18 protein-coding genes are annotated in these 14,030 nt (G+C 43.6%); 5 read left to right on the plus strand and 13 right to left on the minus strand.

The genetic code is table 11. The features are described from left to right. Both QZ105_RS08590 and QZ105_RS08595 read right to left on the minus strand, forming a co-directional pair. Positions 1–192: hypothetical protein (locus QZ105_RS08590; RefSeq protein ID WP_293729507.1), on the minus strand; the 192-nt coding region annotated here is incomplete at its 3' end. Next, the gene (locus QZ105_RS08595) at positions 189–2,357 is read right to left on the minus strand and encodes an ATP-dependent RecD-like DNA helicase (protein ID WP_293729508.1); all 2,169 of its coding nucleotides are present in this window, start codon (positions 2,355–2,357) and stop codon (positions 189–191) included. The genes QZ105_RS08590 and QZ105_RS08595, both read right to left, overlap by 4 nt. Positions 2,358–2,586: 229 nt before the next feature. Here QZ105_RS08595 and QZ105_RS08600 point away from each other — a divergent pair, with 229 nt between their 5' ends. From QZ105_RS08600 to QZ105_RS08610, 3 genes are all read left to right on the plus strand, one after another. Further along, on the plus strand, positions 2,587–3,069 hold the full coding sequence (locus QZ105_RS08600) for an S-adenosylmethionine decarboxylase family protein (protein ID WP_293729509.1): 483 nt from the start codon (positions 2,587–2,589) through the stop codon (positions 3,067–3,069). A 76-nt stretch (positions 3,070–3,145) separates the two neighbouring features. Next, the gene (locus QZ105_RS08605) at positions 3,146–3,841 is read left to right on the plus strand and encodes an HAD hydrolase-like protein (protein WP_293729510.1); all 696 of its coding nucleotides are present in this window, start codon (positions 3,146–3,148) and stop codon (positions 3,839–3,841) included. A gap of 33 nt (positions 3,842–3,874) precedes the next feature. After that, complete coding sequence (locus tag QZ105_RS08610; protein WP_293729511.1) at positions 3,875–4,627, plus strand: pentapeptide repeat-containing protein; 753 nt, start codon at positions 3,875–3,877, stop codon at positions 4,625–4,627. A 132-nt stretch (positions 4,628–4,759) separates the two neighbouring features. Here QZ105_RS08610 and QZ105_RS08615 read toward each other — a convergent pair whose 3' ends face one another. From QZ105_RS08615 to QZ105_RS08640, 6 genes are read right to left on the minus strand one after another with little or no spacing between them, the layout of a single operon-like run. Then, entirely contained in the window at positions 4,760–5,188 is a 429-nt protein-coding gene (locus QZ105_RS08615) for a hypothetical protein (protein WP_293729512.1), read from the minus strand. Between the two features lie 46 nt (positions 5,189–5,234). Then, positions 5,235–6,545 carry a zinc ribbon domain-containing protein gene (locus tag QZ105_RS08620; RefSeq protein ID WP_293729513.1) on the minus strand — a complete coding sequence of 437 codons (1,311 nt, stop codon included), beginning with the start codon at positions 6,543–6,545 and terminating at the stop codon, positions 5,235–5,237. 33 nt (positions 6,546–6,578) lie between these two features. Next, positions 6,579–7,124 (minus strand): hypothetical protein, encoded by a 546-nt coding sequence (locus tag QZ105_RS08625; protein WP_293729514.1) that lies wholly within the window; start codon positions 7,122–7,124, stop codon positions 6,579–6,581. Next, entirely contained in the window at positions 7,121–7,672 is a 552-nt protein-coding gene (locus QZ105_RS08630; protein WP_293729515.1) for a zinc ribbon domain-containing protein, read from the minus strand. Before QZ105_RS08630 ends, QZ105_RS08625 begins: the two co-directional genes overlap by 4 nt. Before the next feature lie 34 nt (positions 7,673–7,706). Further along, on the minus strand, positions 7,707–9,776 hold the full coding sequence (locus tag QZ105_RS08635; RefSeq protein WP_293729516.1) for a hypothetical protein: 2,070 nt from the start codon (positions 9,774–9,776) through the stop codon (positions 7,707–7,709). Between the two features lie 26 nt (positions 9,777–9,802). Next, positions 9,803–10,012 (minus strand): helix-turn-helix transcriptional regulator, encoded by a 210-nt coding sequence (locus QZ105_RS08640; RefSeq protein ID WP_293729523.1) that lies wholly within the window; start codon positions 10,010–10,012, stop codon positions 9,803–9,805. Positions 10,013–10,467: 455 nt separating this feature from the next. On the opposite strand from QZ105_RS08640, the gene QZ105_RS08645 reads away from it, so the two are divergent. Next, the gene (locus tag QZ105_RS08645) at positions 10,468–10,809 is read left to right on the plus strand and encodes a helix-turn-helix transcriptional regulator (RefSeq protein ID WP_293729517.1); all 342 of its coding nucleotides are present in this window, start codon (positions 10,468–10,470) and stop codon (positions 10,807–10,809) included. Positions 10,810–10,876: 67 nt separating this feature from the next. Here QZ105_RS08645 and QZ105_RS08650 read toward each other — a convergent pair whose 3' ends face one another. From QZ105_RS08650 to QZ105_RS08670, 5 genes are all read right to left on the minus strand, one after another. Continuing rightward, on the minus strand, positions 10,877–11,110 hold the full coding sequence (locus QZ105_RS08650) for an amidohydrolase family protein (protein ID WP_307761507.1): 234 nt from the start codon (positions 11,108–11,110) through the stop codon (positions 10,877–10,879). A gap of 212 nt (positions 11,111–11,322) precedes the next feature. Then, complete coding sequence (locus QZ105_RS08655; protein ID WP_293729518.1) at positions 11,323–11,643, minus strand: hypothetical protein; 321 nt, start codon at positions 11,641–11,643, stop codon at positions 11,323–11,325. A gap of 255 nt (positions 11,644–11,898) precedes the next feature. Further along, positions 11,899–12,597 carry an energy transducer TonB gene (locus tag QZ105_RS08660; protein WP_293729519.1) on the minus strand — a complete coding sequence of 233 codons (699 nt, stop codon included), beginning with the start codon at positions 12,595–12,597 and terminating at the stop codon, positions 11,899–11,901. Next, entirely contained in the window at positions 12,594–13,007 is a 414-nt protein-coding gene (locus tag QZ105_RS08665; RefSeq protein ID WP_293729520.1) for a biopolymer transporter ExbD, read from the minus strand. Before QZ105_RS08665 ends, QZ105_RS08660 begins: the two co-directional genes overlap by 4 nt. A 15-nt stretch (positions 13,008–13,022) precedes the next feature. Continuing rightward, on the minus strand, positions 13,023–13,670 hold the full coding sequence (locus QZ105_RS08670) for a MotA/TolQ/ExbB proton channel family protein (RefSeq protein ID WP_293729521.1): 648 nt from the start codon (positions 13,668–13,670) through the stop codon (positions 13,023–13,025). A gap of 118 nt (positions 13,671–13,788) precedes the next feature. On the opposite strand from QZ105_RS08670, the gene QZ105_RS08675 reads away from it, so the two are divergent. Further along, positions 13,789–14,030 (plus strand): hypothetical protein (locus QZ105_RS08675; RefSeq protein WP_293729522.1); only part of this gene is annotated, 242 nt, incomplete at its 3' end.

Consider the following 14,030-nt stretch of genomic DNA (forward strand, 5'->3'; position numbering starts at 1 on the left):
GGCCTGCCCTGCCAAATATTCCTCCCGCGGCTGGCAGCGCCAGGTACGCTGCAACAAATAATGCTTCCGGCAGGCAGCGCATAACAGTCCGGCATCAACCGACTGTCTGCAAACGGTGCAGCGGCGTACAAATACCAGCTCCTTGAGCAGCCGCAGATAATATGCTGCTTCCAGCAGCCAATGCGGCTTCATCCAAATACCTCCTGATTTTCCTGCAAGCGTTCGGCCAGCAGGCTGTGGCGGCGTCTGGTCTTATCGTTTTCTACCGCCGTCAGCACGGCCCGCTTGCTGCCAACAATCAGCACCTGCGCTTTTGCGCGGGTCACAGCCGTATACAGCAGATTGCGCTGCAGCATAATATAATGGCTGGGAACCATCAGCAAAATGACGCAGGGATATTCGCTGCCCTGGGATTTATGCACGCTCATAGCGTAGGCCAGCTGCAACTCCTCGCACTCGCCCTGGGAATAGGTAACATAATCGCCCTCCGGTCTCTCCGGAAAGCCTACGGTAACGCTCTTGCCCTCTATTTTCACAATGCGGCCGATATCGCCGTTAAAAACTTCCTTTTCATAATTATTGCGTATCTGCATCACCTTATCCCCCAGCCGCAGCACATTGCCGGGAATGCTTACCTCCGGCTTACGCTCGCTGGGAGGATTGATGTAATGCTGCAAAAGCTTATTCAAATTCTGCACGCCGCAGGGACTTTTATGCATGGGCGACAGCACCTGCACCCGCCGCCAGTCCCCGTCCAGCGTCATCTGCGCATAGGTTTGCGCCACAAAGGAAGCGGCAGCCTGCTCGTCGGCAAATTCCTTCAGGCCGAACTCGCTGCCGTCGCCGCCGGTAAACTCCGGCATTTGCCCATGATTGATTTTATGAGCGTTGCGCACGATGGGGCTTACCTCCGCCTGACGGAAAACATTTTCCAAGCGCACCACCGGCATACGCCCCGACCGTATCATATCCTTGAGCACAGACCCCGCCCCCACCGACGGCAGCTGGTCCACGTCGCCCACAAAAATCAAACGGCAGCCGCCAGGCACAGCCTTTAATAAATGATAGGTCAAATTGATATCCAGCATGGAAGCCTCGTCAATGATGATGGCCTCCGCATCCAGCGGATCCTCGTCGTCCTTGCCGAAGCACAGGCCGTCGCCGGTAGGCTGGTATTCCAAAAGCCGGTGTACCGTCAGCGCCGGATGCCCCGCCGAATCCGCCAGCCTGCGCGCCGCGCGCCCCGTAGGCGCAGCCAGCAAAATACGGCAGCCCGCTTTTTCCAGTACATTCAAAATACCTTTAACAACAGTGGTCTTGCCGGTGCCGGGTCCACCGGTCAAAACAAATACGCCGTGCTCCAGGCTGGTATAAATAGCCTGCCGCTGAGCCTCCGCCAGCTTAATGCCGGCCTCCCGCTCCCAGGCGGCAATAACCTCATCCGCATTGACGCGGGTAATGGGTTTGCCCTGATCGCGTAAAAACAATAAGCGACGGGCGGTCTGCACCTCGGCCCGGTATAAATATTCCGGATAAATAAAACGGGTGCCGCCCACTTCCTCCAGACGCAGCCTGTCCTTCTGCAAAAGCTCGTTAAAAATACGCTGCACCGCCTCGCTGTCCACCGCCAGCGCCCGCGCCGTTTCCCGTACCAAAAGCTCCTCCGGCACGCAGGTGTGCCCCGCTCCGGCAGCCGCCGTCAACGCATAGCTGATGCCCGCCGTCAAACGCTCGCCGCAATCATGCGCCATTCCCATAGCCATGGCAATGCGGTCGGCAGTTTTAAAGCCAATGCCCGCCACATCATCTGCCAAGCTGTAGGGGTTTTCCTGCAAGCGCGTCATGGCAGTATTGCCGTAAGCCGCCTGCAGCTTAGCCGCATAGCCGCTGCTGACGCCGTGGGTTTCCAAAAACAGCATCAAATCGCGCAAGCCGGAAAGCTCGCAGTAGGCTTCGCCAATCAAAGCAGCCTTTTTCGCGCTGATGCCCTTCACCCGCGCCAGCTGCTCCGGGTACTGCCCCAAAATTTCCAGCGTATCCGTGCCGAACATTTCTACAATGCGAGACGCCATCACCGCGCCCACTCCCGGCAAAGCGCCGGAAGCCAAAAAGCGCTCGATGCCCGCCGCCGACGTAGGCTGCACCACCGTCAGCGACGCCGCCTCAAACTGACGCCCAAAGCGCGCATGCTCCACCCAGCTGCCGTTTAACGAAACATTTTCGCCCATATAGGGCGCAGGCCCGCGGTAAACGGCCGTAAAGCGTCCCTGCGCTTTATTGACCACGCGCAATACGCTGTACATATTATCTTCGCTTTGAAAAACTATATCGTCGACAACGCCTTCCAGCTGTTCCATACTATGCCACCACCACTACTATTTTATGTAAAAACATTTGTTTTGATTATACCTTTATATTATACCATGTCTGCCGCCGCTGCGCCATGTTTTTCGACGCCGCAAACGCATTTATCTTTACAAGCGGCAAGATTTTGGCTATAATAAAATACAAATAAAAAAACTTCTGTAAGCGCATGTTGACCGTGCGCAAAGTAACAATGCTTTAATATTTTTTAGGGGTGTAATTGTGAGTCCAAAGAATTTTATCGGTAAACTAATCGCTATAGATATGTATAATTGCGGTACGGAAGAAATTTCCGATCCCAAGCTGGCCGAAGAGTTGCTGCTCAAGGGATGTCAGAAATTTTCCCTGCAAAGCCAGCAAATCATCTGCTGCCAGGAGGAGGGTCAGAACGAATATTCCTTGTTTGCTCTTTGCCGTCAAGGTCACGTCACGCTGCACGTTTATCCTGAATTCGGCTTTATGACTGCCGATATTTTCAGCTGCTTCACCAAAGCCGACCCTGCCGCCATGGCCCGTTACCTGCGCGAAGCCTTCGACGCCGATAAATCCAAAATCACGCTGCTGGATCGCGGTGATTTTGGCAGCAAAAACGATATGAAGCCCACCCATCGCTCGAAAATCAAATTTATTCGCCGCACGCAGAACGTAACGCAAAATGTCGGCGACAGATTGAAAAAAATGATGCTCAGGCCTCGCTCTCTGTAAAAACGCACAAAAGCTGCCAGCAAAGTGGCAGCTTTTTTCTATAGCGCACTCACCCTGTATTACGGGAGGAAATTATATGAACTACCTTATGTGGGACGTCGACGGCACGCTGCTCTTAACCGGCGGCGCAGGCAAGGACGCGCTGATTAACGTCATTAAGGATTATTATTTTCTGGACGCCTTTGACTTTACTCAATCCCTAGCCGGACGTACCGATTCAGACATTGTCAAAAAGGTTGTAACACGCCTGCGCGGCCGCTGCAATACCGCCGAAGCGGCAGGCATTCTGATTCGCTATCACAGCGAGCTGACTAAGCAGCTGCCCCTGCACCGGGGACGGGTGCTGAAAAACGTGGAGCGCACCCTCGCCTACTTCCAGCAGCCGGGCAGCAAATACCTGAACTGCCTGCTTACGGGCAACACCCGCACGGGCGCTCAGGAAAAGCTGGCCTATTACAAGCTGGACAAATATTTCTGCTTCAACCGCAGCGTTTTCGGTGAAATCAGCGAGGACCGGCAGGAGCTGGCGCGCATCGCCTTCTCCCGCTTGTATCTGGCCAATAACCAAAGCCTGTCGCCCAGGCAGCTCATTTTTATCGGCGATACGCCCAACGACGCGCTTTGCGCTCAGGCTATCGGCGCACGCTGCCTGATTATTCTGGACGGGTCCAGCTACCAAAGGCATGATTTCGACAGCTGCCGTCCCTGGCGCATTATCGACTGCCTGCCGGACGACCCTGCGCAGCTGGAAGCAATGCTGGACGAAGAATAAGCACATCAAGCGAACAGCTTTAAGGAGAAAAGCATGTCTATCAACAAACTTCTTATTTATACCACTGCCCTGCTGGCCTGCCTGCCGCTTACAGCCCAGGCTTACAGCAACAGTGATTTGGCAGCCGTACAAAACGGCGCCAATTGCGTCGGCGGCGACCTGTCCGGCGCAGATCTTTCCGATATGGATCTGTCAGGCCGCGATTTTACCGGCACAGACTTCACCGAGGCGCGGCTGGAAAGCAGCAAGCTGGACAAAGCCAAGCTGCATAACGCCTGCTTCCGCAAGGCCATCCTGCATCGCGGCAGCCTGCGGGGAGCGTCGCTGGACGGCGGCGATTTCAGCTATGTCACGGCTACGGACGCCGATTTCACCAACGCCAGCCTGCAAAGCGTGCAAATGTATCGCAGCCAGTTGCAGGGAGCACATCTGCTCAATGCCCAGCTGCAGCGCGCCCAAATTCAGGAGGCTGTGCTGGACGGCATCACAGCGGATTACGCCGATTTCAGCTACGCCAGCCTGCCCTATTCCTGGCTGCGGCAGGCCAGCTTGAAAAACGCTGTCTTTTACGGAGCCAATATGTACAGCACCCATCTGCAGCAGGCAGACCTGACAGCCGCCGACCTGCGCAGCAGCAAGCTGGGTCACAGCGATATGCAGCACAGCAAGCTGAGTAAGGCTTTGCTGGATCGCGCCGTACTGGAAAACGCCGACCTGCGGGGAGCGGATTTGGCGTATACGCAATTCGGCAGCGCCTTTAAGGACAACGCCAAAATGGATAAATAAAGAACTACGCAAAAGGGAGACCTCCTGCTTAAGGAGATCTCCCTTTTTACGTCTATACGTTTATTCAAAACGCCCCTTCAAAATGATTTCTTTGTTTAAAATAGCAGTCTGTCCTTTAGCAAAAAGGCTGCTTTACCACTTTTTTACATTATGCCCACCAAATATATTTGCATGGCTTTCTCCTACTTTTACTCCGTTTTCAAAACGGTCATGCCCACCAAATATATTAGCATGGGTTTCAGCTACTTTCATCCCATTTTGGTAAATATCCTGTCCGCCAAAAATATTTTCATGCGTTTCTTGTACTAAATTACCCATAGTGTCATGCAAATTTTGTCCGCCAAATATATTTTCTTGTGTATGCCCTAACATATTACCGCTATTGTCAGTAATATTGACTCCACCGAATACGTTCTCATGTGTATGCCCTAGCATATTACCATTATGATCAAGAATATCTAAACCACCGAATGCATTGCTATGATTAGAATAAGCATCTTGGCCCCCAAAACCATTATCCATACCATCATCAAAGCCATAATCTATATCATCGAAATCCATTTTTATCGCTCCTTTCTATCAACAAAAATTATATATTTACCAAACTCTACTTTTTAAAATACTCGCTCCATGGATATAATTCCATATTGTTATTTTTTATAGTTTCTACAACATTGTTGAGTGCTGGATATAGATAGTTCATTGCTAAATCCTCTTGCATAATACTGTCTATATCATTGCAAGCAGTAACAAAATCTTGAATTAAATTATGCCCTTCATTAAATAATGAAATATGTAAATCCCATAATTTAATTCTTAATTCTTGTAATTTAGAATCTGCTTCAAAATAATTATAACCTTCTCTTATGCCGTTTAGCACAGCTATTGGCCCTGACACTATAGCTAAACCTAGACTAAGGGCACCTTTCTTTAATATTTCCTCACCGCTAGTCTTTTTACTTAACTCCATAACATTATCTGCTAAACGTATGCACTCATCTCCCTTTCTAACTAATAATCCCAATTTACTGTATATAAATCTTATCTTCTCTAAAAATTTATCTTCTATTATTTTTCTAAATTTATTTTTCTGCTCAGTAGTAGGATACATATTGTTTAAAGAATCTAATTTATGTATTTTTATAGCATTATTCAGGAAAACAGTGTATGCTTCATCTATCCAGCTGGAATATTTAGCTGCATACATACTAATATCAGCTTGGGTTCTTTCTAAATCCATTAAATCTACATATTGATGAACCATATATTCTGTCTCAATATGTCCACCGTATTTATTTTCTATATTTTTTATCCTATTTTCTATAATTTTTTTCGCATTAGAGGTACTTACATTATTTAATCTATCATGTAATTTATTATATCTATCAATGTCATTCACCCAATCATAGAAGAATTTTTGACTTTCATACCATCTTTTTCCAATAACATTATAGAAATACATAATAGATGTTAAATGCCCTATTACAGTAACGTAATCTGAAAGCTGTTGAGCATCACCTTGATTATTTACTAAAGAAATCAAAGTATTTTCAAACCCCTGATCTTCAATGCTTTTAGCTCGTTGCATCCAGTTAGCTCTTATGCCTAAGTAATGATCCAAACGATACGTTTTATCTGAATAATTTTCTGCGACAAAATTTTCTAAATATACCGCCTTAACAAAATCAGTTTCACTATAAATATATTTATAATAAAGTCTTTCATATTCATTCTGGCTGCCATCAAATATCTTTATTTCTGAAGGCAAATTATCAAATTCCTTACATTCAATTTTATTATCTACAATCTGCTCTGTATTTATCTCTACAGTCCTCTGTAGAACAGATAAATCAAAGCCACAGTTAAAACAAAATTTAAAATTATCATTAACATTGACGCCGCATTTAGGGCAAAACATAATAAATACTCCTCTCTATAAATTGAATTTTTGTCATTTACCTACATATTTACCATACAGCATATACCCAACATATCCAAGTATAGCTAAAATCGTAAGCCCTGATAAAACTTTCGGATTACATATTTTATCTGTAACTAAACGAACATCTTCATCTACAATAAGATATCTTACATCATCCTTTTTATTCAAATAACGAAATGATTGCACCTTATCCTTAGAAGAATATTTACCAAAAATATTAACTCTTACTGAATAATTATCCTGTGTAAAGATATTCTGCACAAGCACCAATAGCTTTTCGTTAAAATCATCTAAAAAATTACTACTATGCAATCGTTTTTGATTAGCAAAAAATTTTATTTCTATATCAGCCAGTCCATATATCAATCCAACTTCTATAAAAGGATATTCTTGTTCAATGCGCTTGACCAATTCTTTTATAGATTTTACTTTAGTACTATCCAAAACAGAAGCAGCATTATTAATTGGTGCCGTAATAAGAACATTGCCTGACAAAGTTAATAGGTTGTCTCCTAAGCTATTCTGTAGTATAGATATAAATTTATTCATGCTCATACAGCTTCTCCATCATTTTGTTGTTTTTCCTCTGCCTGTGCTATATCGCTCCTGCAATACTTACATTTAACAGCATCAGAACGAATCAATTCTTTACAAAACGGGCATTCAACCATTTTTACTTCTTTTAATTCTACGCCACAATAACGGCATTTTACCGCTCCTCTTTTAATAGTTTCACCACAAGAAGGGCACTGCTTTGTTCCAGAATCATTTAATAAGGTTACATGTGAATCAGATGTAGTATTAAGCTGCTTAGATGGCTCTACAACATTTTCTAATACCTCTACCCTTTTTTCTACACGATTAATCTTATCATTAAATTCTCTTTCGGTAACAGACACTCGCTCTTTAACCTGCTGTGTCTCCATTTGCGTCTTAACTACAGCATCATCCTGTTTCTTATCCTTCATCATAGCCAAAGCAATTCCAGTTAAAAGTGGACTGATAACCAAAGACAGTAATCCCCATAATACAGGGCTCCGTCCTCTTTGATCTGCCCAATAACCAACAGCTCCACAAAACATTAACCAAATAATAACTTCCAATTACGCCAACCTCCTTAAATTTTTTATAGTACCATCATGAGTTTGGAGAGAGAGTTTCTCCAATGTATCTTCCCAAATTTTGATCATATGCACCAGCACCTATAATAACGTATGATACGTTACGCCACCCGCGACCTAACTCAAAATTAGGATACTGCAATGCCAATATACCGTTCCCTAATAAAAGATAATCATTGCTAACCTTCTCAATAGCTTTATCAATTTGGAATTGGAACCCGCTATTATCTACTAAAAATGCTTCTCCTAATTTTATATCTGTATTTAATTGCTCGACACTTAAATTTATAAAATTAGTTAGAGGAACTATATTTCCCGTTCCCTTATCATAAACCAAATTATAGGTAACATCGATTCCTTCAAACCATCTAACCAAGCGTATAGATAAATAATAATCATCTTCATAAGTGATTTTATACCACATTCCCGCTCCCCTATTAGACTTAGCAGGCTCATAATCAGGAAACTCACTTAGATGATCTAAAAATTGTTTTACTTTGGCATAAATATCAGCGTTGATTCTATTTTGTGCGTTAGCATTATTCAGATGAATTTCTGGATATTGAATAGTATAGATCTTCCACTTTTGTTTCTTTTTATGGACATCGGCTTTGTTGCTAATTTTTTTATTCTCTGTAACGTAAATATGCTTTGCTTTATTATTTTTATCTCCTATTAAACTGCTTGCAGGATCTTGTTTTCCAACACTTACTCTAATTTTCTCAATATCTTTGCCACCTCTATCTCGTAACACCAAACAAATTCTATGTTTTGAGAGATTCATTTCTTTAATTTTAGGCTGTAAATCAGCTTTTTCTGCTCTTAATTTATTGTTCTCCCTATCAATTTCATAATAGCGATCGATTTTTTCTGTATACGTTTTGGCAATTTTTGACTGATATGCTAACGCCGCGTTCATTCCTTCCCTCAGATAAATTTGTTGTATTTGATTTCTATAAAACTCATCGCCAGCTCTAAAGAAATTTTCAATTTGTATTTTTTCGTTGACACTATTATCAATAATCCTATCTATCTCTACATTCCTTGTTTTAAGTTTTTCAATCTCTTTTACTTTGTCAAAATACAAATCAGTTAATGTTTTATAAGGCGAAGTAGAATCTTGTTTAGTATCCTCAAATAATTGTCTTACATTTTTAAGCCGTGTTTTTGCATCTTCTTCATCGGGAACGTCATTAGTAACTTTAATTCCGCGTACCGTACTAGCGGCAATAGCATTTTTTACTTCAATATCATAACCCAAATCTTGGAATGTTTCTTGTAAATTGTAATACGCATCACGTTCACTGTGATATGTTTTCTGTTCACTTGCAAGGTCAATATAAGACAATAATTTTTTATTTACATATAATGAGTCTTTCTTAATGGCTTCACTCATTATTTCTTTGCGTATCTGTCTTATCTCTTCCATTAATGCCATAGATTTTTTATCATCATTTGAAGAACCAGTTTTAACGTACTGATAATCACTTATAATTCTATTTAAAACAATATCGCTTTCGCATGTATTCAATTCTACAAGAGCTTTTATAGCCGATACACGTACATCATCATACAGCCAAGTATCTTTTAACTCCCGCACCACTTTATTAAGTCCCTGCAAATCTCCTGCCGCCTTCAATTCTTGAACTTTATCCATGGTAGGCCGCATCAAAAACATTGTTAGAACCAATATGCAAGCTAGAATTCCTGCTAAAGCTCCCCAAAATTTATATACCGTTCCCTCAACGCATTTTATATGCAATCTAGTAGTCAAAAAATCATTAGTTTTTTGTTCCACCATACATACGCATTGTTTTACATATTCAAACAATTTAGTTCTCAAAGCTAAAAAATTTTCCTTAGTGAATTGATTTCTCAAAGAAAGTTTTAGAAACAACGGGAAAGTAATCTTATGGATCTTTAATGCGCTAATTTTATTTTTTATGCTAACTTTCAGCCCCTTAAATATCCTATCCAATTCTTTAAATTTATCATGATTTAGTAATCTCTTAGCTCCTTCTTTAGCTTGTTGAAATAACTCGTTAGCCTCCCTTTTAGCCTCTTCAAAGCGTTTTCTTAAATCCATTATGCTATTCAACTCCCCACATCTATTTAATCCCTATACAAATCCTCCAGCGTTACTCCCAAAGTAACTGCTATTCTTAAATATATCGTCAGCGGTACTCCTTGCACCGAAGCTCCGCGTTCAATACGCGATATGTAGCTAGCGCTCATCTCTGCTTTTTCCGCCAGCTCCACTTGCGTCATGCCACGGATTTTTCTATAATATGCTATTTTACTGCCTATTCGCTTCATATCCATAGCAAACAATTTATTTCACCCCCGAATTATTTCATGATTTATCCATATTTATTTTACTATTTTCTGTAACAAGTCGCTGATATCTATAAAGTGATTTTTCATACCAATAGTATCATCAATGCTACTCAAGGTATGGGTTAGCTAAAATATTTCTATTACAAGCAAAAAATGCGTAAATTTATTTTATTGCATTTATGCAAGAATGTAATAAAACTTATCCTATAAAATTAGCTAATCGAATGCAATATCTGTAAATTAAAGTAAGATCAATCAGCTATTATCATTGATTTTCTATATTTAAGCTCTAAATACCAACATTAGAAGTCTATTTTCTTTCGTTTTTGCAAGAAAATAATATCACGTTCTGTTACTACTGTCAATACATTTTTGCAAGATATCTTGCAAATCAGCAAATTTAGCTATATACTATAAAAACAGAAGGAAAGGAAATCGCTATGGAAGTTAAAGATATTATTAAGCAAAAACGCTTGGAACGCGGTTATACTATGAAAGAACTTGCCGATATCGTAGGCGTCAGCGAAGCTACTGTATCACGATGGGAAGCGGGTATTCTTCCAACACTGAAAAGTACAAAAATCAACGCGCTATCCTGCGCTCTCGGTATCGCTCCTATGTCGTTAATCTCGTCGTTGGCTAACTCTATTCACACATACACTCTTTCTGCCAAAGAAGAAGAACTCATAAAAAAATACCGCCAGCTAAACGCCGACGGTCAAAACATAGTGGACGAAACTTTAGATTTTCAATTATATAAACTAAGACAAAACAAAAAGTAATATATTTCTCTGCACGTCAAAAACGGTCTCATCTGCATAGCAACAGACGAGGCCGTTTCTTTATTTTCTATTCAAAACGCCCCTTCAAAATGATTTCTTTGCTTAAAATAGCAGTCTGTCCTTTAGCAAAAAGGCTGTCGATATCCAGCTGTTCGTCCAAAACCAACAGGTCGGCGTCCGCGGCCACGGCCACACAGCCCTTAACTCCAACCTTGCCCAGCAGCTCGGCAGGAGTAGACGTCAGCAGCTTAATTGCCTGCTCCAGCGGCAGCCCGCGGCGCACCAGGCTCTTAATCGTCAAATGCAGATACTTAGGCGAGCAATAGGTCAGGCCAATACATTCGCCCTGCTCGTTAAACTTGGGCTGGGAGCCGAACGCATCGCTGCTCCCGCCCTTAAATAAAGTATCTGCTTTTATTATAATAGCTGCGGCAGATAAAATCCAGAGCGGATAAGCAGCCTCGCCAAATAAAAATAACGCCAGAAGGCTGCTTCCGGCGTTATTTCCTATGTTTATTTTTTAGGGCAGCAGCCGCTCGTTTCGCCGCTTAAAATTTTTCTGGCAATAGCGTGAGCTTCAGCGCTGCTTTTGCCATTATCCAAGGCAGCCTTCATATGCACCATAGCGCTGCGGTATTTGGCATGAGCTTCATCTTTAGGAATAGAATCGATATCCATAGGATTAAATTCCATAATTTTTTTAAAGAGCGCATGCAGCTCTTCGCTGGATTTGCCAGCCTTTTTAGCCGCCTCCACATGCTTCATAGCGCTTTCATAACGGCGCTTGCCGTGTGGATCTGTGGGCACAGTAAAATTAGCGTGAGTACAGGTCATTATCTTCACCTCTTTCCTGATGTTAGTAATACTATACACTATATTCCAGCTTTATAGTCAAGCAAAATTTTTTGCCTGCAAACGACGGCTTACTATCAGGTTAAGCCTTCTTAAACAGACTACGCTTTTCGCTTTGCTAATTTTCCCCTAACTATAAACCGTAAAGCAGCTATATAGTTTAGCTGCAATAATGCAAAAGAGCTGCCGGGCCAGTGTGCCTTGAACACCAACCTGACAGCTCGCCAAGCAATATGCTTATCTTCGCAAATCAAAACGAATGCCTTGTGTTACATAGCAGGGCGCTTTTTGCCCAAACTTATCCTTAGCCGGACTGAAACGCCATTTATAAACGGCGGCTACCGCCGCCTCGTCCAATGCCGCATTACCAGACGACTGCACCACAAAGGCTTCCTCCACCCTGCCGCTGGCATTCACCAGCATTTTTACGGCAGTTACGCCTTCGATGCCCTGGCTGCGGGCTGCGCTGGGATATTTGGGCTGAACGGAATAAACCACCCGCGGCGGCGTTACCGGCACGCCGCGTCCGCTGCCCTCTCCACTGCCGGCGCCTTCGCCTCTGCCTTCACCGGTTTCCGTTCCTTCGCCGCTGCCGCTTCCTTCGCCGCTGGCGTTCGCATTAGAATTAGCAGGCGCAGGATTATTGCTTACCTGCGCGCTTTTCTTCACCGGCTTTCTGGTAACGACTTTTTTAGTCTCAGGTTTTAAGCGCTTGTCGATAATATCTTCAATGCTGCGGACAACAGTTTCCTCCTGCTGCTCCTCCACCACTTCCTCTGGAGCGCCGCCACCGCCTCCAGCCAAAGTTACCTCTAAAATCTGAGGCGGCCGCGTCACAAAGCGATAGCCAAAAATGCCGACTATAGCGGCAAAAACAATATGGACAGCCACAGCTGCGGCAAAAGCCTTACTCAAGCGTTGCTGTTCTTCCTTCATTTGCCGTCACCTACGTCCGTAGCCAGGCCGAAGCGGGTTACGCCTGCTCCCTTCAGCTTATCCATAAGCTGAATTACAGTTTTATAATCAGCGTCGCCTTCAGCGCGAATAATTACAGAAAATGACGAATCGCGTTTGCTTTCAGCGGCGGCGTTAGCTACCAGCTGCTCCAAAGCAATCTGCGCCTCGTCAAGGTACAAAGTTCCGTCCTTTTTCACGCTGACGCTGAAATTACTTTTGCTGACAGTCTCCGAATTCTGCGCCACCGGCAGGCGAATGGGAATGGTTTTAATCTCGCTCATATACATAGTGCTGATGATAAAAAATACCAGCAGCAGAAAAATCATGTCGATCATAGGGCTGAGCATGATTTCCGGCGACTTGCTTTCTCTCCTGTGACGTCTACGCATGCTTCACACCGCCCCTCATTTATCTTTATTTAATTTCCCATACATGCTGTTTTTAGCGGCCACAATATCAGTCAGCGTGCTGGCCAACTCGTACAAGTTCAAGGTCTCCGTCTTTACCTTACCCGAAAGATAGGCATGAATGCACATGCCCATAATAGCGATGCACAGGCCGAATACCGTAGTAATCAGCGCCTCGCCGATACCGGCGGTAACGGCCATCGGGTTCTGCGCTCTTTCATTCAAAGCGTTAAATGAAGAAATCATACCGGTGATAGTACCTAAAAGGCCCAACATCGGGGCCAGGCCGATAATCACGCTGAGATAATTCAGCTTATCCTCCAAGCCGTCGATGATACGGTCAGCCTTAGCGTAAATAATGGATTCCAGCCTTACCCCCAAATCGTCCTCAATGCAAAGCACATCGCAGGCCATTTTAGCGCCCGCCCCTTTGGAGGAATGCGCGTAATCGTGAGCCGCTACGATATTAAAATCATTCATCATACGGCAGAAATTCACGGTAAATTCCGTGCCGGTAATCGCCTTCTTATAATATAAATAACGTTCCACGCCGATAACGATAGCTGCAATCGAACACAGCAGCAAAGGCCACATACACGGCCCGCCCTTCACAAAATATTCCACAGCACCGCTAAAAATACCCATATTTTTACCCTCTTTCACTTGCTCCCTGTATGGATAATCATCTTCTTAATATGTTATCCGAAGGCTAATTATTCAGCTATTGATAAATGTTTCTAATAGCTGATGTTCTTATTATACAATGCAAGCTAAAAACAGTCAAGCTACAACAGCGCTTTCAAAAGAAAAGCCGCCGCAATACAGCGACGGCCGTAGGGTTAATAACCAAAATGGTTTTATGACTGCTTTACCCTATTACACACAGCAGCCATTTCTTACGGAAAAGCAAAAAGCAATACAGCCGGTTACGCATAGTAACCAGCTGTACTGCCTGAAAATTTTAGAAGCTCCAGCGCACGCCCGCGTTCCACTGCCACGGCGTAG

This window comes from uncultured Phascolarctobacterium sp., assembly GCF_905212365.1.
GTDB lineage: Bacteria > Bacillota > Negativicutes > Acidaminococcales > Acidaminococcaceae > Phascolarctobacterium_A.